This is a genomic window from Pseudomonas sp. GW456-L13 (assembly GCF_017350115.1).
Classification (GTDB): Bacteria; Pseudomonadota; Gammaproteobacteria; order Pseudomonadales; family Pseudomonadaceae; genus Aquipseudomonas; species Aquipseudomonas jessenii.
In genome coordinates, this window is sequence record NZ_JACNAS010000001.1 from 1,393,951 (window position 1) to 1,418,780 (window position 24,830).

The window sequence follows — 24,830 nt, forward strand, 5'->3', positions numbered from 1 at the left end:
CCGACCGGAGCGAAATGCCCTTGTCAGAGCGTCAGGCTCAGATCGCCGCGACCAAATCCTGTTGCGCTCCCGGCAAAGGTGTCTGTTGATCGGCCAACCAGCGCGTCACCAAAGGCCAGACTTCAGCCTGGGCTGCCTTGCTGACGAGCATTTCCACGTGACCGAAATTGTCGCCGAAGCCCTGCTCGCGCTCCAGGTTGATGAATTGCTTGTGCTCGGAACCGAATTGCTCGAACAGCTTGCGACACGCCCACGCAGGATCCTGATGATCACCCGCAGCGCTCACGGCAAGCACCGGCAACTTGACCTCGGCCAAACCCGCCCACCAGTTTTTATCGGCATCGCCAAAGCGCCCGAACAGACCGTACCAGCGCATGCCTTCCAGGGCCAGGCCGATGGGCTCGTCCTCCGGACCGCGCTTGAGCCTTGAGCCGGACAACTGGGCAAAACGCTTGAGAATGAAGCGACCGCTCCACTCTACCGGCGGAATCTTCAATGGCCAGTAGGTGCGACTGACTTGTGTACCGAAAAACGCCGCCGAGGCCACGACGGGCTCACCGATGTACTCGCCACCCAGCGCTGCGGCCAGTGTAATACCGCCCAGTGAGTGACCGATCCAGTGTGGCACCTGCCCGCTCTGTTCGCGCACGAACGCGCCAATGGCCGGCAGGTCATAGCGTGCGTAGTCGGCAACACGGTTCTTGCGGTAGTCGTGGTTACGCTGGGACAGGCCGTGACCGCGCATTTCCGGAATCCAGACATCGAACCCCAGACGGGCCAGGTAAGCGCCCAACCCCAGGCCTTTGGGAGAAAACCAGAACCGGCGATTGGAAAAGCTGCCGTGCAGCAGGATCACCGGCACGCCACGGGAGGACGACTCATCGGCCATGCCAAGGCGTGTCACAGCCAATTCGACGGTGAAGTCGGGACTGTTACCGGGTTTCAAACGATACACATCTTCGCTCAGATCACCGCGCCGTTCGGCACTGATCAGGGCGACAGGAAATAGGTTGCTGCTGCTTTGCATAATCTCTTGCACAAAAAAGGGCGGCATCCAGATGGAGCCCGCCCTGCTTGAATCACATAAAGACCGCTCCCTGTAGGAGCGAGCCCTGCTCGCGAAGAACTCGGGACACCACGTTTATCCAGGATAAACGCGTTATCGTTGACGTCCATCGCGAGCAAGCTCGCTCCCACAGAAAGGGGCGGCCCGTTTACACCGGATCAGGCCGAAGCTTGACCTTCCGCCAGGAAGAACCAGGTTTCCAGTACGGAGTCAGGGTTCAACGAAACGCTTTCAATGCCCTGCTCCATCAGCCACTTGGCCAGGTCCGGGTGGTCCGAAGGACCCTGACCGCAGATACCGATGTATTTGCCGGCCTTGTTGCACGCGGCAATCGCATTGGCCAGCAGCTTCTTGACCGCCGGATTACGCTCGTCGAACAGGTGGGCGATGATGCCGGAGTCACGGTCCAGGCCCAGGGTCAGCTGGGTCAGGTCGTTGGAGCCGATGGAGAAACCGTCGAAGAACTCGAGGAACTCTTCAGCCAGGATGGCGTTGGACGGCAGTTCGCACATCATGATCACGCGCAGGCCGTTCTGGCCACGAGCCAGACCATTTTCCGCCAGCAGATCCACCACCTGGCTCGCTTCGCCCAAGGTACGGACGAACGGCACCATGATTTCGACGTTGGTCAGGCCCATCTCGTTGCGCACGCGCTTGAGGGCGCGGCATTCGAGCTCGAAGCAGTCGCGGAACGATTCGCTGATGTAACGCGAGGCACCGCGGAAGCCCAACATCGGGTTCTCTTCTTCCGGCTCGTATAGCTTGCCGCCGATCAGGTTGGCGTATTCGTTGGACTTGAAGTCCGACAGACGCACGATGACCTTTTTCGGCCAGAACGCAGCCGCCAGGGTGCTGATGCCTTCGACCAGTTTCTCGACGTAGAAGCCGACCGGATCGTTGTAACCGGCGATGCGCTTGTCGACGCTTTCCTTGATGTCCAGCGGCAGGCCGTCGTAGTTCAGCAGTGCCTTGGGGTGCACGCCGATCATGCGGTTGATGATGAACTCCAGGCGGGCCAGGCCCACACCGGCGTTCGGCAGCTGTGCGAAGTCGAAGGCGCGGTCCGGGTTACCGACGTTCATCATGATCTTGAACGGCAGCTCAGGCATGGCGTCCACGGAGTTCTTCTTGATGTCGAAGCCCAGTTCGCCTTCGAAGATGAAACCGGTGTCGCCTTCAGCGCAGGAAACGGTCACGCCCTGGCCATCTTTCAACAGCTGGGTGGCGTTGCCGCAACCTACTACCGCTGGAATACCCAGCTCACGGGCGATGATCGCCGCGTGGCAAGTACGGCCGCCACGGTTGGTGACGATCGCGCTCGCGCGCTTCATGACCGGCTCCCAGTCCGGGTCGGTCATGTCGGAAACCAGTACGTCGCCTGGCTGGACCTTGTCCATCTCGGACACGTCCTTGATGATGCGGACCTTGCCGGCGCCGATACGCTGGCCGATGGCGCGACCTTCCACCAGCACGGTGCCGGTTTCTTTCAACAGGTAACGTTCCATGACGTTGGCCTGGGTGCGGCTCTTCACGGTTTCCGGACGGGCCTGCACGATGTACAGCTTGCCGTCGTCACCGTCCTTGGCCCACTCGATGTCCATCGGGCACTGGTAGTGCTTCTCGATGATCATCGCCTGCTTGGCCAGTTCGCTGACTTCGGCGTCGGTCAGGCAGAAACGTGCGCGCTCAGCCTTGTCCACGTCGACGGTCTTGACCGAACGACCGGCCTTGGCCTCGTCGCCGTAGATCATCTTGATGGCTTTGCTACCCAGGTTGCGGCGCAGGATCGCCGGGCGACCCGCGGCCAGCGTGCCTTTGTGAACGTAGAACTCATCCGGGTTCACCGCGCCTTGTACGACGGTTTCACCCAGGCCGTAGGCGCCGGTGATGAACACCACGTCACGGAAGCCCGACTCGGTATCGAGGGTGAACATCACGCCGGCAGTGCCGGTTTCGGAACGGACCATGCGCTGCACGCCAGCGGACAGGGCAACCAGCTTGTGGTCGAAGCCCTGGTGCACGCGATAGGAAATGGCACGGTCGTTGAACAACGAGGCGAACACCTCTTTGGCGGCGCGAATGACGTTTTCGACACCACGGATGTTCAGGAAGGTTTCCTGCTGACCGGCAAAGGATGCGTCGGGCAAGTCTTCGGCGGTGGCGGAAGAACGCACGGCCACGGCCATGTCAGGGTTGCCGGCGGACAGCGTGGCGAACGCGGTACGAATTTCGGCATTCAGTTTTTCAGGGAACTCGGCTTCCATGATCCATTGGCGGATCTGGGCACCGGTCTTGGCCAGCGCATTCACGTCATCGACGTCCAGGGCATCGAGCGCATCGTGAATCTGCTGATTCAGGCCGCTCAGTTCCAGGAAATCACGATAAGCCTGAGCGGTCGTGGCGAAGCCGCCGGGCACCGATACACCGGCACCTGCAAGGTTGCTGATCATCTCGCCCAGGGATGCGTTCTTGCCCCCCACATGCTCAACATCGTGTTTGCCGAGCTTATCGAGGGAAACTACGTACTCTACCAAGGTGATCTCTCCACTAACTGTGTTGGAAAAGCTCAGAAACCGGCTGCTTAAGTGAGCATTTGCCGGTTATATGGCCTGGACCTGGAAAATAAGTGAGAATGCGGGCCAATGGCGGCCGGCAAATCGCGCCTATCATATCCAAGATTCGTCACTAGCTTAAGGCCCAAGGTGCAAATGAAACGATCTGCTTTCTTTATCTCCGATGGTACCGGCATTACCGCCGAAACCCTGGGTCAAAGCCTTCTGGCGCAGTTCGAAAACATTACCTTCAGCAAAGTCACGCGGCCGTACATCGACAACGTGGACAAAGCGCGGGCCATGGTACAACAAATCAACAAAGCCGCCGAAACCGACGGCTTCCGTCCGATTATCTTCGACACCATCGTCAATCAGGACATTCGTGAGATTCTCGCAACCTCGAATGGTTTCATGATCGACATTTTCTCGACGTTCCTGGCACCGCTTGAACAGGAACTGACCGAGCATTCTTCCTATACCGTGGGCAAGTCCCACTCCATCGGCGCCAACACCAACTACATGGAGCGTATCGAGGCCGTTAACTTCGCCCTCGACAACGACGACGGCGCCCGCACGCACTATTACGACAAGGCCGACCTGATACTAGTGGGCGTGTCGCGATGTGGTAAGACGCCGACGTGCCTGTACATGGCGATGCAGTTCGGTATCCGTGCAGCCAACTACCCGCTGACCGAAGACGACATGGAGCGCCTGCAACTGCCGTCCGCCCTGCGCGCCCACCAGCACAAGCTGTTCGGCCTGACCATCGACCCGGACCGCCTTACCGCGATCCGCAACGAGCGCAAGCCCAACAGCCGCTATTCGAGCTACGCCCAGTGCGAGTTCGAAGTTCGCGAGGTGGAAAACCTGTTCCGCCGCGAGAACATTCCGAACATCAACTCCACGCACTTTTCCGTAGAAGAAATCTCCGCGAAGATTCTCGTGGAGAAAGGTGTGGAGCGGCGTTTCAAGTAGTTCTTTATTGCCTGTTCCGGCCTCATCGCGAGCAAGCTCGCTCCCACAGTTGGTTTGTGTTCACCGCAGATCTCCTGTGGGAGCGAGCTTGCTCGCGATGAACGATAACTCGGTCTCCTAGATAACAAACAAATCCACAAACCGGTTTACCGGTGTCGCCTCAAGTTTCTGCCGATCCTTGCACAACGCAAAAATCTCTTCGCTACGCTGACTGGTGAATCGTGTCAGCAAGTTCGCCCTGAACTTGTCCTCCAGCAACGGAATGCCTTCGACCCGACGTCGACGATGCCCAATCGGGTATTCCACCACCACGTTTTCAGTACTCGACCCGTCCTTGAAAAACACCTGCACAGCGTTGGCAATGGAGCGCTTGTCGGACTCCAGATACTCACGGGTGAAACGCGGATCCTCGACAATCACCATCTTGTCGCGCAACACATCGATGATCGGATGCGCCTTGTGGAAATCATCTTCGTAATACTCGGCAACCAGATTGCCAAAGACCAGCGGCACGGCAGTCATGTACTGGATGCAGTGATCGCGATCAGCGGCATTGGCCAGCGGGCCGACCTTGGAAATGATGCGAATCGCCGACTCGTGAGTGGTGATGACGATCCGGTCGATTTCGTGCAGACGATTGCGCACTTGCGGATGCAGGGTCACCGCCGCCTCACAGGCCGTTTGCGCATGGAACTCGGCCGGAAAACTGATCTTGAACAACACGTTTTCCATCACATAACTGCCGTACGGTCGCGAGAAACTGAACGCACGCCTGTCTTCAGGCTTGAGCGCCAGATCATTGTTAGTGTGGCTGAACAATACGTCGTAAAACCCCCACTGCCTGGCACTCAACACACCGGGAATACCCATTTCGCCGCGCATCGCCATGTCCGCCAAACGCACGCCACGACTGGACGCATCCCCCGCCGCCCAGGATTTACGCGAACCGGCATTCGGCGCATGCCGATACGTGCGCAATGCCTGACCGTCAGCAAAGGCGTGAGACAACGCCGACAACAACTGCTCGCGATTGGCACCCATCAGCTTGGCGGTGACTGCGGTCGAGGCCACTTTCACCAGAATGACGTGATCGAGGCCGACACGGTTGAACGAGTTTTCCAGGGCAATCACGCCTTGAATCTCATGGGCCATGATCATCGCTTCAAGCACTGTACGCACGGTCAGCGGTGCCACACCATTAGCCAGGTGCTTTTGTGATAAATGGTCGGCTACCGCGAGAATACCGCCGAGGTTGTCCGACGGATGCCCCCACTCCGCCGCGAGCCAGGTGTCGTTGTAGTCGAGCCAGCGCACGATGCAGCCGATGTCCCACGCCGCCTTCACAGGATCGAGCCGGTAACTGGTCCCCGGCACCCGGGCGCCGAACGGCACGACAGTGCCTTCTACCACTGGCCCCAAATGCTTGGTGCACTCGGGAAAACGCAGGGCCAGCAGGCCGCAACCCAAGGTATCGATCAGACAGTTGCGCGCAGTATCCAGCGCCTCTTTTGACTCGATCTTGTAGTTGAGGACGTAATCGGCAATGTCCTGCAGGACCTTGTCGTAGTCGGGGCGGTTGTTCAGGTCGACGTTGGCACTCATGTTCGATTCACTCTGCGGTGTTCGTTGATGGGACCTCGGTTCAGGGCAATCTCAGTCAATGACAAATTCTTATGATTGAAATGCAGGCCACTGTGGGAGCGAGCTTGCTCGCGATGGCGGTGCATCAGCCAGCACACGTATTGAATGTGTTGGCCCCATCGCGAGCAAGCTCGCTCCCACAGGGGTTTGGATGATCTTAGAAAGAATCACCCGGCACACGGACAAACCCTTCCATCAACACCCGTGCACTGCGGCTCATGATCGCTTTGTTCACGGTCCACTCGCCATTGACCTGGCTGGCCTCGGCGCCGACGCGCAAGGTACCGGACGGGTGGCCGAAGCGCACCGCGTTGCGTTCGATACCGCCTGCCGCGAGGTTAACCAGCGTACCGGTGATCGCTGCCGCCGTGCCGATTGCCACCGCAGCAGTACCCATCATCGCGTGGTGCAACTTGCCCATGGACAGTGCACGCACCAGCAGGTCGACATCACCCGCCGCAATGGCCTTACCACTGGACGATACGTAATCCGCCGGTTTGGCGACGAAGGCCACCTTCGGCGTGTGCTGCCGCTTGGCCGCTTCGTCGACGTTCGAGATCAGGCCCATGCGCAATGCGCCGTAAGCGCGGATGGTTTCGAACATCAGCAAGGCTTTCGGGTCGCCGTTGATCGCGCCCTGCAACTCGGTGCCCTTGTAGCCGATGTCTTCGGCATTGACGAAAATCGTCGGGATACCAGCGTTGATCATCGTGGCCTTGAAGGTGCCGACGCCGGGCACATCCAGGTCGTCCACCAGGTTGCCGGTAGGGAACATCGAACCGCCGCCGCCCTCTTCGTCCGCCGCCGGATCGAGGAACTCGATCTGCACTTCGGCCGCCGGGAAGGTCACGCCGTCGAGTTCGAAATCGCCGGTTTCCTGTACTTCACCATTGGTGATCGGCACGTGGGCGATGATGGTCTTGCCAATGTTGGCCTGCCACACGCGAACCACCGCCACGCCGTTGTGCGGGATGCGGCTGGCGTCCACCAGGCCATTGCTGACGGCGAACGAACCGACCGCCGCCGACAGGTTGCCGCAGTTGCCGCTCCAGTCCACGAAGGGCTTGTCGATGGACACCTGACCGAACAGGTAATCGACATCGTGATCGGCCTTGATGCTTTTCGACAGGATCACGGTTTTGCTGGTGCTGGAAGTCGCGCCACCCATGCCGTCGATTTGTTTGTCGTACGGGTCGGGGCTGCCGATCACCCGCAGCAGCAAAGCGTCGCGGGCCTGACCCGGGACCTGTGCCGCTTCAGGCAAATCCTTCAGGCTGAAAAACACGCCTTTGCTGGTGCCGCCACGCATGTATGTCGCTGGAATTTTGATCTGCGGTGCATGAGCCATGGTGCTCGTTACTCCTAATCTGAAAACAGACACGGGACTTAAAGTCCCGTGTCTGCAAAGCGTGTGTTAAACAGCAACCGCCGATTCTTCGAGGAAGTCCTGGGCGAAGCGTTGCAGCACGCCACCGGCTTCGTAGATCGACACTTCTTCAGCAGTGTCGAGGCGGCAGGTCACCGGCACATCGACGCGCTCGCCATTCTTGCGATGGATCACCAGGGTCAGCTCGGCACGCGGGGTGCGGTCGCCAATCACGTCGTAGGTTTCGCTGCCGTCGATGGCCAGGGTGTGGCGGTTGGTGCCCGGCTTGAATTCCAGCGGCAACACGCCCATGCCCACCAGGTTGGTGCGGTGAATGCGCTCGAAACCTTCGGCGGCAATCGCTTCCACACCCGCCAGGCGCACGCCCTTGGCCGCCCAGTCGCGGGACGAACCCTGACCGTAGTCGGCACCTGCGATGATGATCAGCGGCTGCTTGCGATCCATGTAGGTCTCGATGGCTTCCCACATGCGCATCACTTTGCCTTCCGGCTCGACGCGGGCCAGCGAACCCTGCTTGACCTTGCCGTTTTCCAGAACCATTTCGTTGAACAGTTTCGGGTTGGCGAAGGTCGCGCGCTGCGCGGTCAGGTGGTCACCACGGTGAGTCGCGTAGGAGTTGAAGTCCTCTTCCGGCAGGCCCATTTTCGCCAGGTATTCGCCCGCGGCGCTGTCGAGCATGATGGCGTTGGACGGCGACAGGTGATCGGTGGTGATGTTGTCCGGCAGCACCGCCAGCGGGCGCATGCCCTTGAGCGGACGGGCGCCGGCCAGTGCGCCTTCCCAGTACGGCGGACGGCGGATGTAGGTGCTCATCTCGCGCCACTCGTACAGCGGCGCGACTTTTGGGCCTGTGTCTTCGTGGATCGCGAACATCGGGATGTAGACCTGACGGAACTGCTCAGGCTTGACCGAGGCTTTCACCACGGCGTCGATTTCTTCGTCGCTCGGCCAGATGTCTTTCAGGCGGATTTCCTTGCCATCCACCACGCCCAGCACATCTTTTTCGATGTCGAAGCGGATGGTACCGGCAATGGCGTAAGCAACGACCAATGGCGGCGATGCGAGGAACGCCTGCTTGGCGTACGGGTGAATCCGGCCGTCGAAGTTACGGTTACCGGACAACACAGCAGTGGCGTACAGGTCACGGTCGATGATCTCTTGCTGGATCACCGGGTCCAGTGCGCCGGACATGCCGTTGCAGGTGGTGCAGGCGAAGGCCACGACGCCGAAACCGAGCTGTTCCAGCTCATCGGTCAAACCGGCTTCATCGAGGTACAGCGCCACGGTTTTGGAGCCCGGTGCCAGGGACGACTTGACCCACGGCTTGCGGGTCAGGCCGAGCTTGTTGGCATTGCGCGCCAGCAGGCCGGCAGCGATCACGTTGCGCGGGTTGCTGGTGTTGGTGCAGCTGGTGATGGCAGCGATGATCACTGCGCCGTCCGGCATTTGGCCTGGCACATCGTCCCACTGACCGGAGATACCTTTGGCAGCCAGATCCGACACCGCCACACGGGCGTGCGGGTTGCTCGGGCCAGCCATGTTGCGCACCACAGAAGACAGGTCGAACGTCAGGCCGCGCTCGTACTGCGCGCCTTTGAGGCTGTCAGCCCACAGGCCGACCTGCTTGGCGTAGTTCTCGACCAACTGCACCTGCTCGTCTTCACGTCCGGTGAGCTTGAGGTAGTCGATAGTCTGCTGATCGATGTAGAACATCGCCGCGGTGGCGCCGTACTCCGGGGCCATGTTAGAGATGGTCGCGCGGTCGCCGAGGGTCAGCGCCGCAGCACCTTCACCGAAGAACTCCAGCCACGCGCCAACCACTTTTTGTTTGCGCAGGAACTCGGTCAGCGCCAGCACCATGTCGGTGGCGGTGATGCCCGGCTGCAGCTTGCCGGTCAGCTCGACGCCGACGCTTTCCGGCAGACGCATCCACGATGCGCGGCCGAGCATTACGCTTTCGGCTTCCAGACCACCGACACCGATGGCGATCACGCCCAACGCATCGACGTGCGGGGTGTGGCTGTCGGTGCCGACGCAGGTATCAGGGAAGGCCACGCCGTCACGCACCTGGATCACCGGAGACATTTTCTCCAGGTTGATCTGGTGCATGATGCCGTTGCCCGGCGGGATCACGTCGACGTTCTTGAACGCCTTCTTGGTCCAGTTGATGAAGTGGAAGCGGTCTTCGTTGCGACGGTCTTCGATGGCGCGGTTCTTCTCGAACGCTTCCGGATCGAAGCCACCGCGCTCGACGGCCAGGGAGTGGTCGACGATCAGTTGGGTCGGCACCACCGGGTTGACTTGCGCCGGATCACCGCCCTGCAGGGCGATGGCGTCACGCAGGCCGGCGAGGTCAACCAGCGCGGTCTGGCCGAGAATGTCGTGGCACACCACGCGGGCCGGGAACCACGGGAAGTCGAGGTCGCGCTTGCGCTCGATGAATTGCTTCAGGGATTCGGTGAGCGTGGCCGGGTCGCAGCGACGCACAAGGTTTTCCGCCAGTACACGGGAGGTGTACGGCAGGGTGTCGTAGGCGCCAGGCTGGATCGCCTCGACCGCTGCGCGGACATCGAAGTAATCCAGGTGGCTGCCGGGCAGCGGTTTACGAAATTGTGTGTTCATCGTCAGGACTCGGTCACGGTAGTTACAAAAGGTGGGGCCTGGCACCAGACTTGAAGTGAACACAATCCACTGTGGGAGCGAGCTTGCTCGCGATGGTGTGTCAGTCGACACCAATGTGAATGACACTCCATCGCGAGCAAGCTCGCTCCTACAGGGATCTGCGTTGCATTCAGATCCCGGTGCCGGCCGCCACCATTCAGCGTTGTTCGATTGGTACGAACTTGCGCTGCTCAACGCCGGTGTATTCGGCGCTTGGACGGATGATGCGGTTGTTGGCACGTTGTTCGTACACGTGGGCGGCCCAGCCGGTCAGGCGCGAGCAGACGAAGATCGGCGTGAACAACTTGGTCGGGATGCCCATGAAGTGGTACGCCGAGGCATGGTAGAAGTCGGCGTTCGGGAACAGTTTCTTCTGCTCCCACATGGTCTTGTCGATGGCTTCGGACACCGGGAACAACACCTTGTCACCCACTTCGTCAGCAAGCTTTTTCGACCAGCCCTTGATCACCTCGTTACGCGGATCGTTGTCCTTATAGATCGCGTGGCCGAAGCCCATGATCTTGTCCTTGCGCTCGAGCATGCCGAGGGTGCCCTTGATCGCGTCTTCCGGCGACGAGAAACGCTCGATCATTTCCATCGCCGCTTCGTTGGCGCCGCCGTGCAGCGGACCGCGCAGCGAGCCAATGGCCGCGGTGATGCACGAATACAGGTCGGACAGGGTCGAGGCGCAAACACGTGCGGTGAAGGTCGACGCGTTGAACTCGTGCTCCGCGTAGAGGATCAGCGAAACGTTCATCACCTTGACGTGCAGCGCGCTCGGCTTCTTGCCGTGCAGCAGGTGCAGGAAGTGGCCGCCGATGGACTGCTCGTCGCTCACGCAATCGATGCGCTTGCCTTCGTGGCTGAAGCGATACCAGTAGGTCATGATCGCCGGGAACGCGGCCAGCAGGCGGTCGGTCTTGTCGTGTTGCTCGGAGAAGTTGTTCTCCGGCTCCAGGTTGCCCAGGAACGAGCAGCCAGTGCGCATCACGTCCATCGGGTGGGCGTCGGCGGGGATGCGTTCCAGCACTTCTTTGAGCGCTTGCGGCAGGTCGCGCAGCTTGCTCAGTTTGGCAACGTAGGCTGCCAGTTGCGCCTTGCTCGGCAGTTCGCCGTACAGCAGCAGGTAGGCAACTTCTTCGAACTGTGCGTCAGCCGCCAGTTCACGTACGTCATAACCACGATAGGTCAGACCGGCACCCGACTGGCCCACGGTGGACAGTGCGGTTTGCCCGGCTACCTGGCCACGGAGCCCGGCGCCACTGAGTACTTTTGCTTCGGCCATTGCTGTCTCCAATTCTTGAATTTTTTAGGGAAACCAATCTTTCATCTGTAGGAGCGAGCTTGCTCGCGATGGACGCCGATGATGACGCGGGAAAACTGATACCCCGCGGTGTATGGCCCACCATCGCGAGCCAGCTCGCTCCTACAGGTACACGGTGTTCATTATTTTTTCGCGGCGAACAACGCATCGAGCTTCTGCTCGAAGGTGTGGTAGTCGATGCGATCGTAAAGCTCCATGCGAGTCTGCATGGTGTCGATGACGTTCTGTTGCGTGCCATCGCGACGGATGGCGGTGTAGACGTTTTCTGCAGCCTTGTTCATGGCACGGAACGCCGACAGCGGGTACAGCACCAGCGATACATCCGCTCCAGCAAGCTGTTCGGTGGTGTACAGCGGCGTCGCGCCGAACTCGGTGATATTGGCCAGGATCGGCGCTTTCACGCGATTGGCGAACAGCTTGTACATTTCCAGTTCAGTGATGGCTTCCGGGAACACCATGTCAGCGCCGGCCTCGATGCACGCGGCGGCGCGATCCAGGGCAGACTCCAGACCTTCCACCGCCAGGGCGTCGGTACGGGCCATGATCACGAAGCTGTCATCGGAACGGGCATCGACTGCAGCCTTGATGCGGTCGACCATTTCCTGCTGGGTCACGATTTCCTTGTTAGGACGGTGACCGCAGCGCTTGGCGCCGACCTGGTCTTCGATGTGAATCGCCGCCGCGCCGAACTTGATCATCGACTTCACGGTACGGGCGACGTTGAACGCCGAGGAACCGAAACCGGTGTCCACATCCACCAGCAGCGGCAGGTCGCAAACATCGGTGATGCGGCGCACGTCGGTCAGCACGTCATCCAGGCCGGTGATGCCCAGGTCCGGCACGCCGAGGGAGCCGGCAGCCACCCCGCCACCCGACAGGTAGATCGCCTTGAAACCGGCGCGCTTGGCCAGCAGCGCATGGTTGGCGTTGATCGCGCCGACCACTTGCAATGGATGCTCGCTGGCGACCGCATCGCGGAAACGCTGGCCTGGAGTGCTCTTGTTCAAACTCATGACTCACCTCGTTTGGCTGTCGGGTTAGCGCCGTCCTGGTAATGACGGGCGATGTTGCGTTTGGAGGCGCCGATGTGACGACGCATCAACAACTCGGCCAGTTCACCGTCACGGTCGGCGATGGCATCGAGAATTCGGTGGTGCTCGGCGAACGCCTGGTGCGGGCGATTGGGCGTGGTGGAAAACTGGATGCGGTACATGCGCACCAGTTGATACAGCTCGCCGCAGAGCATTTGGGTCAGCGTACGGTTGCCGCTGCCCTGGATGATTCGGTAGTGGAAGTCGAAATCGCCTTCCTGCTGGTAGTAGCCTCTCCCGGCCTGAAACGCCTCATCGCGTTCGTGGGTTTCCAGGACCCGACGCAGCTCGTCGATTTCTTCGAGGCTCATGCGCTCGGCGGCCAGGCGACAGGCCATGCCTTCCAGGGATTCGCGGATTTCGTATAGCTCAATCAGTTCGGCGTGATTGAGCGACACCACCCGTGCGCCGACATGCGGCACGCGAACCAGCAGGCGCTGGCCTTCCAGACGGTGGATGGCCTCGCGCAACGGGCCACGGCTGATGCCGTAGGTGCGCGCCAGTTCCGGTTCGGAGATTTTGCTGCCCGGCGCGATATCGCCTTTGACGATAGCCGCCTGAATGCGTCGGAAGACGTTCTCGGAAAGCGTCTCCGTATCGTCTTGCGTAGAAACCGGGGGATCGAGTTGATCCAGCATATTGTCGACACCTTGTAAGCCAGTGCCGCAAAAACTATCGAATAGTGGCGACACAGTCAAAGTATAAATCGATATTGTCGACAATCTTCTGATAACCGGTTGCACCATTACGAAGCAACCGGCCTATTTATAGCCACCGGCCAGCGCTGGCGCCATCAAACCACCGTGCTAGAATGCCGCCCGCATTTGTTTGTCACATCTGCACTGCCTGTCATAAAAACCTGACAGGCATACGAGGGAGCTTGCGCAGCGATGCCAGGGCCTTGAATCAAGTCGGACCGCTGCGCATCAGGATTTATGAGACTCAAGCCCTTCCCCACCTTCCTTTATTTCCTTTGCCTGCCCGGTTTCGCAATGGCCGGGGAAAAGACCGTGTATGGCCTTAACGAGTACGCATCGCTCAATGGCATCGATCTGGAAGTGGCGGCCAAACTCGACACCGGGGCGAAAACCGCCTCCCTGAGTGCACGGGATATCAAACGTTTCAAACGCAACGGCGAGTCGTGGGTGCGCTTTTACCTGGCCATCGACGCCGCCCATTCGCACCCGATCGAACGCCCGCTGGCCCGTGTCAGCAAGATCAAGCGCCGGGCCGGCGACTACGATCCGGAGGAAGGCAAGAAGTACACCGCTCGCCCGGTGATCGAACTGGACATCTGCATGGGCTCGGCCCTGCGCAGCATCGAAGTGAACCTGACCGACCGCAGCGCTTTCCAATACCCGCTACTGATTGGCTCCGAAGCCCTCAAACGTTTCGATGCTCTGGTTGACCCCAGCCTTAAATATGCTGCCGGCAAACCTGCCTGCACCACCGACGCTCATACCGCCGAGTAATTCAAATGCGCTCTCTTACCCTTCACCTGAAACTGCTGATCGCCATCCTGGTGGTGCTGGGCATTTCAGTTACGGCCTATCAGATCTTCGTGCTGGGCATCCCCGTGACCGAAGACGCCACCGACGACCTGTGGAACATCGACGCCAAGGTCGAGTTCGTCGCCAGTGCCAAGGATCCGGTCAAGATCCAGATGTTCGTGCCTCCGCTGAGCCGCGACTTCGTGAGCCTCAACGAGAGCTTCATCTCCAACAACTACGGCGTGGCCGTGAACCGGGTCGACGGCAACCGCAAGGTCACCTGGTCGGCACGCCGGGCCAAAGGCAATCAGACGCTGTATTACCGCCTGGTGCTGACCAAGCGTTATTCCGGTGAGAAAGCCAAGATCAAAGGCCCGACCTTTCGCGACAGCATGACCATCGAAGGCCCGGAAAAAATCGCCGCCGAAGCCCTGCTGGCACCGATTCGCCAACACTCGGCCGATGTCGAAACTTTCGTCGGCGAAGCCATCAAGCGGGTCAACAACCTTAATGACGACAACGTGAAGCTGCTGCTGGCCGGTGATCCATCCGCGGCGCACAAGGCGAAAATCGTCGAGCTGCTGCTGTCCATCGCCCACGTGCCGATCGAGAAGGTCCACACCATCCGCCTGGTGGCCGACCAGCCGCAAATGCCGGAACTGTGGCTGCGCAGTTTCAATGGCACCGACTGGCTGTACTTCAACCCGGAAACCGGTGAACAGGGCCTGCCGACCGACCGCCTGCTGTGGTGGACCGGCGACGAAAACCTGATCACCGTCGATGGTGGCAAGAAAGCCAACGTGACCTTCAGCCTGAACAACAGCGAAATGAACGCCATTCGCCTGGCCAAGCTGACCGACGAAAACACCGACGCCAACTTCCTCGAGTACTCGCTGTACGGCCTGCCGCTGCAAACCCAGCAGACCTTCATGATCATGGTGATGATCCCGATCGGCGTGCTGGTGATCCTGATCCTGCGCAACCTGATCGGCATCCAGACCCTGGGCACCTTCACCCCGGTGCTGATCGCCCTGGCCTTCCGCGAAACCCAGCTCGGCTTCGGTATCGTGCTGTTTACCATCATCACGGCACTGGGCTTGTCGCTGCGCTCCTATCTCGAACACCTGAAACTGCAAATGCTGCCGCGGCTGTCGGTGGTGCTGACGTTCGTGGTGGTGCTGATTGCAGCCATCAGCCTGCTCAGCCATAAACTCGGCCTGGAACGCGGTTTGTCGGTGGCGCTGTTCCCGATGGTGATCCTGACCATGACCATCGAACGCCTGTCGATCACCTGGGAAGAGCGCGGCGGTGGCCATGCCATGAAAGTGGCCGTCGGCACGCTGTTCGCCGCGTCCCTGGCGCACCTGATCATGAGCGTGCCGGAACTGGTGTACTTCGTGTTCACTTTCCCGGCGATCCTGCTGATTCTGGTGGGCTTCATGCTGGCCATGGGTCGTTATCGCGGTTACCGCCTGACCGAACTGGTGCGCTTCAAGGCCTTCCTGAAAAAGGCTGACGCCTGATGTTCGGCCTCTGGAAGACCTGGAAGGCCCTGGAAGCCCGGGGCATCATGGGGATCAATCGGCGCAACGCAGACTACGTGCTCAAATACAACAAGCGCAGCCTGTACCCGATCGTCGATGACAAGATCATCACCAAGGAACGCGCCATCGCCGCCGGCATCCATGTGCCCGAACTGTATGGCGTGATCTCCACCGAGAAGGAAATCGACAATCTCGAAGAGATCATCGGCGCACGCAATGACTTCGTGATCAAACCGGCCCAGGGCGCTGGCGGAGATGGCATCCTGGTCATCGCCGACCGCTTTGAAGGGCGTTATCGCACGGTGTCCGGCCGGATCATCAGCCATGAAGAAATCGAACACCAGGTTTCCAGCATCCTGACCGGCCTGTACTCCCTGGGCGGTCACCGCGACCGGGCGCTGATCGAATACCGCGTGATTCCGGACCAGATCTTCAAGAGCATCAGTTACGAAGGCGTGCCGGACATTCGCATCATTGTTTTGATGGGCTACCCGGTGATGGCCATGTTGCGCCTGCCGACGCGCCAGTCCAACGGCAAGGCCAACCTGCACCAGGGCGCCATCGGCGTCGGTGTGGACCTGGCCACCGGCCTCACCCTGCGCGGCACCTGGCTGAACAACATCATCAACAAACACCCGGACACCACCAATGCAGTGGATGGCGTGCAACTGCCCTACTGGGACGGTTTCATGAAACTCGCCGCTGGTTGCTATGAGTTGTGCGGCCTGGGCTACATCGGTGTCGACATGGTTCTGGACCAGGAAAAAGGCCCGCTGATTCTGGAGCTCAACGCCCGGCCGGGGCTGAATATCCAGATTGCCAATGACTGCGGCCTGACGTTGCGCACTCATGCGGTCGAGGCGCGGCTGGAAGACCTGAAGGCGCGTGGCGTGAGTGAATCGGTCGAAGAGCGCGTGGCGTTTGTGCAGGAGATGTTTGGGCATATTCCTGCGGTCGAGGGCTGAGGCCCTTCTCTTGCTCGCGATGAACTGAGACCCATCGATTGTAGGAGCGAGCTTGCTCGCGATGAACCTGAAAACACTGTGGGGGGTCAGGCATACAGCGTTATCGTTGACGACCATCGCGAGCGAGCTCGCTCCTACAGCAATCAATCCCCTCTAGGAGCAATTCTCCGAGGGGACTACAATCGCCACCCCGCCTCGATGGCTGACTTCCCCCGCCCATGTTGACCTGTTCCGTACACCCGCTGCCCTATCGCGCCAACCCCGCCGAATATTTCGCGGCGATTCGCCATGCGCCCGGTGCCGTCCTGCTCGACAGTGGCCGCCCCAGCGCCGACCGCGGTCGCTATGACCTGCTCAGCGCCTGGCCACTGGAACAACTGACGGTGTCGCCCGACGAAAGTGGCGATGCTTTCCTGCAACGCCTGCGCAACAACCTGACACGCCTGGGCGAAGCCATTCTGCCGGAAGATTATGAGTTGCCGTTTGCCGGTGGGTTGATCGGTTACCTGAGTTACGACTTCGGCCGACATCTGGAGCGCCTGCCGAGCCAGGCCAGTGATGACCTGCATCTGCCTGACGCGCGTTTCGGTTTGTACGGCTGGGCCTTGATCAGCGATCACCTTTCACGGACCAGTCAATTGGTGTTCCACCCGACCCTGCCCGACAGCGAGCGTCAGCGCCTGATCGAACTGTTCAGTCAGCCCGCACCGGAAGTGGTCACGCCCTTCAAACTGCTCACCCCGATGACTGCCGATCTGAGCGCAGACGAGTATCAACAGGCCATCGAGCGCATCCAGCAGTACATTCAGGCCGGCGACTGCTATCAGGTCAATTTCGCCCAACGGTTTCGCGCACCCTGCCTGGGTGATCCGTGGGCCGCTTACTGTGCGCTACGCGCTGCTTGCCCGACGCCTTTTTCCGGTTTCCAGAACTTGCCTGATGGCGATGCCGTACTCAGCCTGTCGCCGGAACGCTTCGTCAAAGTCAGCCAGGGTCATGTGGAAACCCGCCCGATCAAGGGCACTCGCCCCCGGGGCCTGACGCCCGAGCAGGACGCCGCGAACGCCGCCGAATTGCTGGCCAGCCCCAAGGACCGCGCGGAAAACCTGATGATTGTCGACCTGCTGCGCAATGACCTCGGTCGCACCTGCCGCACAGGCTCGGTACGGGTGCCGGAATTGTTCAGCCTGGAAAGCTATCCGAACGTGCACCACCTGGTGAGCAGCGTCACCGGTGAACTGGCGGATGAGCGCGATGCCCTGGACCTGATCGCCGGCAGCTTCCCCGGCGGCTCGATTACCGGCGCGCCAAAGATTCGTGCCATGCAGATCATCGACGAACTGGAGCCGACCCGGCGCGGCCTGTATTGCGGTTCGTTGCTGTACCTGGACGTACGCGGCGAAATGGACAGCTCCATCGCCATCCGTAGTTTGCTGGTCAAGGACGGGCAGGTGTGTTGCTGGGGCGGTGGCGGGATTGTCGCGGACTCGCAGTGGCAGGCTGAGTATCAGGAGTCGATTACCAAAGTGAAGGTACTGCTCGATACCCTGCAAAACCTGTAGGAGCGAGCCTGCTCGCGATGGAGCAACTGACGACGCGGGCTGTCTGGTGCCCCGCGTTATCGTTGACGACCATCGCGAGCAGGCTCGCTCCTACATACAGGGAATGTGATTACAAGCTCAGGGTCCGGTTTGATGCCTTGATGAACTCCTGCTTCAACGCTTCAAACGTGTGCACCGCCGGGAACTGCGGGAACTGCGCAATCACGTTATCCGGCGCATGGAACAGAATCCCGGCATCGGCCTCTCCCAGCATCGTGGTGTCGTTGTAGGAATCCCCCGCCGCGATCACCCGGTAGTAGAGGCTCTTGAAGGCCAGGACCGATTGACGCTTGGGATCTTTCTGACGCAGTTGATAGTCGGTGACTCGCCCAGTGTCGTCAGTAATCAGGCGATGGCAGAGCAAGGTCGGGAAGCCCAGCTGACGCATCAGCGGCTGGGAGAACTCATAGAAGGTGTCCGACAGGATCACCACCTGGAAGCGCTCGCGCAGCCAGTCGACGAACTCGATGGCGCCATCGAGCGGCTTGAGCGTGGCGATCACTTCCTGAATGTCGGAGAGCTTCAGGCCGTGCTCGTCGAGAATTCGCAGGCGCTGCTTCATCAGCACGTCGTAGTCGGGAATGTCCCGGGTAGTGGCCCTGAGGGATTCGATCCCGGTTTTTTCGGCGAAGGCGATCCAGATTTCCGGAACCAGCACACCTTCAAGATCCAGACAGGCAATTTCCACAAGACACTCCCATTTGTATTGATTATTGAGTCGAGCGAGCAAAAAGACTGCCGAACTCTAGCGATTCGGGCCTGCCTGCGCAACGCAGAGGATGCCCCGGCCCGTGCAGCTTTTTGTTACCATCGACCCCATATAGAGCGCCCAGCGCCACCGACCTGTAGGAAGCCGCCCTGATGAGCCCAACGTTCGACGTCGTGGAACTCGCCACGACCTATGCCAACAAATCCGCCCAGGACATTCTGAAACTCGCGTTTGCCGAGTTCGGCGATGACCTGTGGATATCTTTCAGCGGCGCCGAAGACGTGGTGCTGGTGGACATGGCCTGGAAGCTGAACAAGAACGTCAAAGTGTTCAGCCTCGACACCGGTCGCTTGCACCCCGAGACCTACCGGTTCATCGATCAGGTGCGCGAGCACTACAAGATCGACATCGAACTGGTGTCGCCGGACTACACGAAACTTGAGCCGTTCGTGAAGGAAAAAGGCCTGTTCAGCTTCTACAAGGACGGCCATGGCGAATGCTGCGGCATCCGCAAGATCGAACCGCTGCGCCGCAAGCTGTCAGGCGTGACGGCCTGGGCGACCGGCCAGCGTCGGGACCAGAGCCCCGGCACCCGCAGCGCCGTCGCGGTGATGGAAATCGACACCGCGTTCTCCACCCCGGAACGTACCCTGTACAAGTTCAACCCGCTGGCGCAAATGACCAGCGAAGAGATCTGGGGCTACATCCGCATGCTGGAGTTGCCGTACAACAGCCTGCACGAACGCGGTTTCATCAGCATCGGCTGCGAACCCTGCACCCGCCCGGTACTGCCGAACCAGCATGAGCGTGAAGGCCGTTGGTGGTGGGAAGAAGCGACGCAGAAGGAATGCGGGCTGCATGCGGGGAATATCATCAGCAAGTCGAAAGCGTAAATGCCCCTGTAGGAGCGAGCTTGCTCGCGATAAACCCAAGAGCGCCATGGGGTGTCAGGAATACAGCGTTTTCATTGACGACCATCGCGAGCAAGCTCGCTCCCACAAAAATGTGTACACATAAATGTCACCATCGGTGCCATTTATGTGTGCACTTTTCGTTTCTGCGCCCCCAAAAGTTACATTCCCCCGCCTGACGTACACCGCCATGTCCTCCTGAATCCCCTTCGTAAAATAAATACCTGTTCAATCGGTCAATTTTAATTGCCTATTTTTCAGTAAGTTGGCGAACCGACATAACAAAACGAAATGAATAGCGCGTTTCATAGATCTCCCGACTGGCATGGATCTGGCTTAAGTGCATACATGTTTTGTATACAATCAATTCAAAACATACACACACTTTAGATCCGCAAGCCTGAAGCGCCCTATCCCGTACAGGCTGCAGATGCCCCGTAACCAATGATATTCGCCATCCGCGACGAAGATTTGTCGAGCCAACGCTCATGCACAGTCATCGCGAGGTCGAGCATCAGGAGCCTGCCGGAATGCGTACTAGTCTCTCCAATAACAACATCGCGCTGGATCTACCCTCCTCCCATTCCATCCACACCGTCGACAATCAGGCGCATCACGCTCCCGTGGTGCTCAGCCCCCGATTGCACAACAAGGACCTGGCACCGACCAAGTCCGAAGGTCGGCGCTGGGGCCGCTACAGCATCTTTGCCCTGTGGACCAACGACGTGCACAACATTGCCAACTACTCGTTTGCCATAGGCCTGTACGCCTTGGGTCTGGGTGGCTGGCAGATTCTTCTGTCCCTGGGAATCGGCGCCGCGCTGGTTTACTTCTTCATGAACCTGTCTGGCTACATGGGCCAGAAAACCGGGGTGCCGTTTCCGGTCATCAGCCGGATCAGTTTCGGCATTCACGGTGCGCAGATTCCTGCATTGATCCGCGCCGTTATCGCCATCGCCTGGTTCGGTATCCAGACGTATCTTGCGTCCGTGGTCTTTCGCGTGCTGTTAACCGCGGTCCATCCCGGGTTCGCCGACTACGACCACGACTCGATCCTCGGTCTGTCGACCCTGGGCTGGGTGTGTTTCGTCGCGATCTGGTTCGTGCAACTGGCGATCCTGGCCTATGGCATGGAGATGGTGCGACGCTACGAGGCATTTGCCGGCCCGGTGATTTTGCTGACCGTCGCCGCCCTTGCCGCGTGGATGTACACCCAGGCCGATGCGACCATCGCCTGGTCTATCCGTGAGCCGCTGACTGGCGGTGAGATGTGGCGCAACATCTTTGCCGGTGGCGCACTGTGGCTGGCGATCTACGGCACCTTGATCCTCAACTTCTGCGACTTTGCCCGTTCTTCGCCGTGCCGAAAAACCATCAAGGTCGGAAATTTCTGGGGCTTGCCGGTGAACATCCTGGTATTCGCCGGCATTACCGTCCTGCTGTGCGGCGCGCAATTTCAGATCAATGGCCGGATCATCGAAAGCCCGACCGAAATCATCGCCTCGATCCCCAACACCTTCTTCCTGGTGCTCGGCTGCCTGGCGTTCCTGATCGTCACCGTGGCGGTGAACATCATGGCCAACTTCGTCGCCCCGGCGTTCGTACTCAGCAACCTGGCGCCCAAGTACCTGACCTTCCGCCGCGCCGGGCTGATCAGCGCGACCATCGCCGTGCTGATCCTGCCGTGGAACCTCTACAACAGCCCGCTGGTGATCGTGTATTTCCTGTCCGGCCTCGGTGCCCTGCTCGGCCCGTTGTACGGGGTGATCATGGTCGACTACTGGCTGGTACGCAAAGGCCGGATCAACGTGCCGCAGTTGTACAGCGAAGACCCTGACGGCGCGTATTACTACAGCCGCGGTGTCAATTTGCGCGCGGTGGCGGCGTTCATTCCTGCAGCGTTGATCGCCATCGTCCTGGCATTGGTACCGGGCTTCCACAGCGTATCGCCATTCTCCTGGCTGATTGGTGCCGGTATCGCCGGGATGCTCTACCTGATCATCGCCAAGCGCCAACCGCATTACGTCGATGTTAGCGGCGAAGCCATCGCGGTCGACAACGTCAGCCACTGATCCTGTCGCGGCCCGGCGTTGTCGGGCCGCAGAACCAACTGCAATAAGGACTCCCCATGCGCATTCTCGTGGTCAACGTCAACACCACCGAATCCATCACCCAGGCCATCGCCCGTTCGGCGCAGGCCGTCGCGTCACCCGGCACGGAAATCGTCGGCCTCACCCCGCACTTCGGTGCCGACTCCATCGAAGGCAATTTCGAGAGTTACCTGGCGGCCATCGCGGTCATGGACCGGGTGATGTCCTACGACCAGCCGTTCGACGCCGTAATCCAGGCCGGCTACGGCGAGCACGGCCGTGAAGGCTTGCAGGAACTGCTCAATGTGCCGGTGGTGGACATCACCGACGCCGCCGCCAGCACGGCGATGTTCCTCGGTCACGCCTATTCCGTGGTCACCACCCTCGACCGCACCGTGCCGCTGATCGAAGATCGCCTCAAGCTCTCCGGCCTCTGGGACCGTTGCGCCTCGGTACGGGCCAGTGGGCTGGCCGTACTGGAACTGGAACACGAACCGCAGCGCGCACTGGAGGCCATCGTCCATCAGGCCGAACTGGCGGTGACCCAGGACAAGGCCGAAGTGATTTGCCTGGGCTGCGGCGGCATGGCCGGGCTGGACGAGCAGATTCGCCGACGTACCGGGGTACCGGTGGTGGATGGGGTGACGGCGGCGGTGACCATTGCCGAATCATTGGTGCGACTGGGGCTGTCGACATCGAAGGTGCGGACTTATGCGACGCCACGGCCGAAAAACATCATTGGTTGGCCGGGGCGGTTTGCCCGGTAGACCGCGGTGCCCCAATCGCGAGCAAGCTCGCTCCCACAGGTTATGCATCGCACCTCAGTAATGTATTCGACGCAAACCTGTGGGAGCGTGGCTTGCCCGCGATGGCAACACCTCGGTCTTAAGCCAGGCTCAAACCGCACTGAACCTCTGCCCCAACCCCCGCTCGGCAAACTGCTCAATGACAAACTCGACAAACGCCCGGGTTTTGCCCGGCAGCAGTTTGTGTTCGGCGTAATAGATGGAGGTGTAGCCGTCGTCGATGTACCAATCCGGCAACACCCGCTGCAGCCTGCCCGACTCCAGATAGCCCGCGGCAAACGGCATGCTCACCAGCGCAATGCCAAGGCCCTGCGCGGCCGTGGCGCAGGCGGCCTCGGAATCGCTCATGGTCATCCGCGCCTTGAGCGACAACGGGCTGTGTTGCTGATTGCGATGGGTCAACTGCCAGGAGCGTACCCGACCGGTCTGCGGTGAGCGGATCAGAATCCCGTCATGGTGCTTGAGGTCATCCGGCTCGCTGATCGCTGCATGTGTCTCCAGGTAGTCCTGCGTAGCCACCAACACCCGATGCGCCGGACTCAGCCGGCGTGCCACCACGCCCTGGGGCAATTCGAAGCCGCCGCCGATGGCCGCGTCGAAACCCTGCCCGATCAGATCGACCTGGCGGTTGTCGAAGTGCCAGTCCGGGTTGATCGCCGGGAATCGCCGCAGAAACTCGCCGAGCATCGGCACAATGTACAGGCAGCCAAATACTGTCCCCATGCTGACTTTCAAGGTGCCCGCCGGCTGCCCTCCGGCGCTGGCGAGATTGGCCACGGCATTCTGGATCGTGTGCAGGCTGCCGCTGACTTCGCCGAGAAACAACTGACCGGCTTCCGTCAGGGTCAGGCTGCGAGTGCTGCGCTGGAACAATCTGACACCCAGGCGCGCCTCGAGCTTGGCAACGCTCTTGCCCACCGCCGCCGGTGTCAGGCTCAAGCGCCGCGCAGCCTCAGCAAAGCTGCCGACCTCGGCACTGCGCACAAAGCATTCGATACTGCTGAAGGTTTCCATAAGCGCCACTATAAACTTTTGGTTTACACAGACTATCGCAACTATGGTCTACACAGCACGTAATCCTGAATCGATACTAGCCTCCATCAACCGGGACATCTCGCCTCGGGACTTGGAGATCGATATGACTACTCAGAACCTCAGCGGCAAAGTGGCCTTGATTCAAGGTGGTTCCCGCGGCATCGGCGCAGCCATCGTCAAGCGCCTGGCCGCTGAAGGCGCCACCGTTGCCTTCACCTACGTCAGCTCCACGGCCAAAGCCGAAGAACTGCAAGACAGCATCACCGCCAAGGGCGGCAAGGCCCTGGCCATCAAGGCCGACAGCGCCGACGCCGACGCCATCCGCAGTGCCGTGTCCGCCACGGTAGAAGCCTTCGGTCGCCTGGATATCCTGGTCAACAATGCTGGGGTACTGGCGGTCGCACCGCTGGCCGAGTTCAAACTCGAAGACTTCGACCAGACCCTGGCCATCAACGTGCGCAGCGTGTTCATCGCCACCCAGGCCGCCGCCAGACACATGACCGAAGGCGGTCGCATCATCAATATCGGCAGCACCAACGCAGACCGCATGCCCTTCGCCGGTGGTGGCCCGTACGCCATGAGCAAGTCGGCGCTGGTCGGCCTGACCAAAGGCCTGGCCCGTGATCTCGGCCCGCAAGGCATCACCATCAATAACGTGCAACCGGGCCCTGTCGACACCGACATGAATCCGGCCGAGGGTGACTTTGCGGAAAGCCTGATCCCGTTGATGGCCGTGGGCCGTTACGGCAAGGCCGAAGAGATCGCCAGCTTCGTCGCCTACCTTGTCAGCCCTGAAGCGGGCTATATCACGGGGGCCAGCCTGACCATCGACGGTGGTTTCGGCGCCTGATGCGTTAAACGCAAACCCTATGTGGGAGCGGGCTTGCTCGCGAAAGCGGTGAATCAGACGACATCAATGTTGCCTGGTACACCGCCTTCGCGAGCAAGCCCGCTCCCACATTTGCCAGAGTCGACCCGTCTT

At 60.2% G+C, this 24,830-nt stretch carries 19 protein-coding genes; 9 read left to right on the plus strand and 10 right to left on the minus strand.

The genetic code is table 11. The features are described from left to right. Positions 1 to 37 precede the first annotated feature (37 nt). On the minus strand, positions 38 to 1,027 hold the full coding sequence (locus tag J4D25_RS06260) for an alpha/beta fold hydrolase (protein ID WP_057715705.1): 990 nt from the start codon (positions 1,025 to 1,027) through the stop codon (positions 38 to 40). 197 nt (positions 1,028 to 1,224) lie between these two features. Continuing rightward, a complete protein-coding gene (gene ppsA, locus J4D25_RS06265) occupies positions 1,225 to 3,600 on the minus strand; it encodes a phosphoenolpyruvate synthase (RefSeq protein ID WP_007988920.1) in 2,376 nt (791 codons plus the stop codon). Positions 3,601 to 3,774: 174 nt separating this feature from the next. Between ppsA and J4D25_RS06270 the strand changes: the two genes are divergently transcribed. Beyond that, on the plus strand, positions 3,775 to 4,593 hold the full coding sequence (locus tag J4D25_RS06270) for a pyruvate, water dikinase regulatory protein (RefSeq protein ID WP_008048584.1): 819 nt from the start codon (positions 3,775 to 3,777) through the stop codon (positions 4,591 to 4,593). Between the two features lie 117 nt (positions 4,594 to 4,710). On the opposite strand, the gene prpD is transcribed toward J4D25_RS06270, so the two are convergent. The 6 genes from prpD to J4D25_RS06300 all read right to left on the minus strand — a co-directional run bounded on the left by prpD (position 4,711) and on the right by J4D25_RS06300 (position 13,335). Beyond that, entirely contained in the window at positions 4,711 to 6,195 is a 1,485-nt protein-coding gene (gene prpD / locus J4D25_RS06275) for a 2-methylcitrate dehydratase (protein WP_057715706.1), read from the minus strand. A gap of 196 nt (positions 6,196 to 6,391) precedes the next feature. Beyond that, entirely contained in the window at positions 6,392 to 7,582 is a 1,191-nt protein-coding gene (gene prpF, locus J4D25_RS06280) for a 2-methylaconitate cis-trans isomerase PrpF (protein WP_057715707.1), read from the minus strand. Positions 7,583 to 7,648: 66 nt separating this feature from the next. After that, a complete protein-coding gene (gene acnD / locus J4D25_RS06285) occupies positions 7,649 to 10,243 on the minus strand; it encodes a Fe/S-dependent 2-methylisocitrate dehydratase AcnD (RefSeq protein WP_057715708.1) in 2,595 nt (864 codons plus the stop codon). 196 nt (positions 10,244 to 10,439) lie between these two features. Continuing rightward, complete coding sequence (gene prpC, locus J4D25_RS06290) at positions 10,440 to 11,567, minus strand: 2-methylcitrate synthase (RefSeq protein WP_057715709.1); 1,128 nt, start codon at positions 11,565 to 11,567, stop codon at positions 10,440 to 10,442. 161 nt (positions 11,568 to 11,728) lie between these two features. Continuing rightward, positions 11,729 to 12,619 carry a methylisocitrate lyase gene (prpB, locus tag J4D25_RS06295; protein WP_057715710.1) on the minus strand — a complete coding sequence of 297 codons (891 nt, stop codon included), beginning with the start codon at positions 12,617 to 12,619 and terminating at the stop codon, positions 11,729 to 11,731. Next, positions 12,616 to 13,335, minus strand: a complete 720-nt coding sequence (locus J4D25_RS06300) for a GntR family transcriptional regulator (RefSeq protein WP_008048579.1) — start codon at positions 13,333 to 13,335, stop codon at positions 12,616 to 12,618. Before J4D25_RS06300 ends, prpB begins: the two co-directional genes overlap by 4 nt. A gap of 297 nt (positions 13,336 to 13,632) precedes the next feature. Here J4D25_RS06300 and J4D25_RS06305 point away from each other — a divergent pair, with 297 nt between their 5' ends. The 4 genes from J4D25_RS06305 (at position 13,633) to pabB (ending at position 18,258) form a co-directional block, all read left to right on the plus strand. Next, positions 13,633 to 14,169: an ATP-dependent zinc protease gene (locus J4D25_RS06305; protein ID WP_046042906.1), complete on the plus strand. Its 537-nt coding sequence runs from the start codon at positions 13,633 to 13,635 to the stop codon at positions 14,167 to 14,169. A gap of 5 nt (positions 14,170 to 14,174) precedes the next feature. Next, complete coding sequence (locus J4D25_RS06310) at positions 14,175 to 15,710, plus strand: inactive transglutaminase family protein (RefSeq protein ID WP_057715711.1); 1,536 nt, start codon at positions 14,175 to 14,177, stop codon at positions 15,708 to 15,710. Beyond that, on the plus strand, positions 15,710 to 16,696 hold the full coding sequence (locus J4D25_RS06315; RefSeq protein WP_057715712.1) for an alpha-L-glutamate ligase-like protein: 987 nt from the start codon (positions 15,710 to 15,712) through the stop codon (positions 16,694 to 16,696). The genes J4D25_RS06310 and J4D25_RS06315 overlap by 1 nt, the downstream gene beginning before the upstream one ends. Positions 16,697 to 16,914: 218 nt before the next feature. Further along, a complete protein-coding gene (pabB, locus tag J4D25_RS06320; RefSeq protein ID WP_057715713.1) occupies positions 16,915 to 18,258 on the plus strand; it encodes an aminodeoxychorismate synthase component I in 1,344 nt (447 codons plus the stop codon). A 109-nt stretch (positions 18,259 to 18,367) separates the two neighbouring features. Here pabB and thrH read toward each other — a convergent pair whose 3' ends face one another. Next, positions 18,368 to 18,985 (minus strand): bifunctional phosphoserine phosphatase/homoserine phosphotransferase ThrH, encoded by a 618-nt coding sequence (gene thrH, locus J4D25_RS06325; RefSeq protein WP_057715714.1) that lies wholly within the window; start codon positions 18,983 to 18,985, stop codon positions 18,368 to 18,370. Positions 18,986 to 19,158: 173 nt separating this feature from the next. Here thrH and J4D25_RS06330 point away from each other — a divergent pair, with 173 nt between their 5' ends. From J4D25_RS06330 to J4D25_RS06340, 3 genes are all read left to right on the plus strand, one after another. After that, the gene (locus J4D25_RS06330; protein ID WP_057715715.1) at positions 19,159 to 19,899 is read left to right on the plus strand and encodes a phosphoadenylyl-sulfate reductase; all 741 of its coding nucleotides are present in this window, start codon (positions 19,159 to 19,161) and stop codon (positions 19,897 to 19,899) included. A 548-nt stretch (positions 19,900 to 20,447) separates the two neighbouring features. Further along, entirely contained in the window at positions 20,448 to 21,989 is a 1,542-nt protein-coding gene (locus J4D25_RS06335) for an NCS1 family nucleobase:cation symporter-1 (RefSeq protein WP_057715716.1), read from the plus strand. 56 nt (positions 21,990 to 22,045) lie between these two features. Then, complete coding sequence (locus tag J4D25_RS06340; RefSeq protein ID WP_007988885.1) at positions 22,046 to 22,774, plus strand: aspartate/glutamate racemase family protein; 729 nt, start codon at positions 22,046 to 22,048, stop codon at positions 22,772 to 22,774. Positions 22,775 to 22,903: 129 nt separating this feature from the next. On the opposite strand, the gene J4D25_RS06345 is transcribed toward J4D25_RS06340, so the two are convergent. Next, the gene (locus J4D25_RS06345; RefSeq protein ID WP_057715717.1) at positions 22,904 to 23,827 is read right to left on the minus strand and encodes a LysR family transcriptional regulator; all 924 of its coding nucleotides are present in this window, start codon (positions 23,825 to 23,827) and stop codon (positions 22,904 to 22,906) included. A 124-nt stretch (positions 23,828 to 23,951) separates the two neighbouring features. Between J4D25_RS06345 and J4D25_RS06350 the strand changes: the two genes are divergently transcribed. After that, entirely contained in the window at positions 23,952 to 24,698 is a 747-nt protein-coding gene (locus J4D25_RS06350; RefSeq protein WP_057715718.1) for a 3-oxoacyl-ACP reductase family protein, read from the plus strand. Positions 24,699 to 24,830 lie beyond the last annotated feature (132 nt).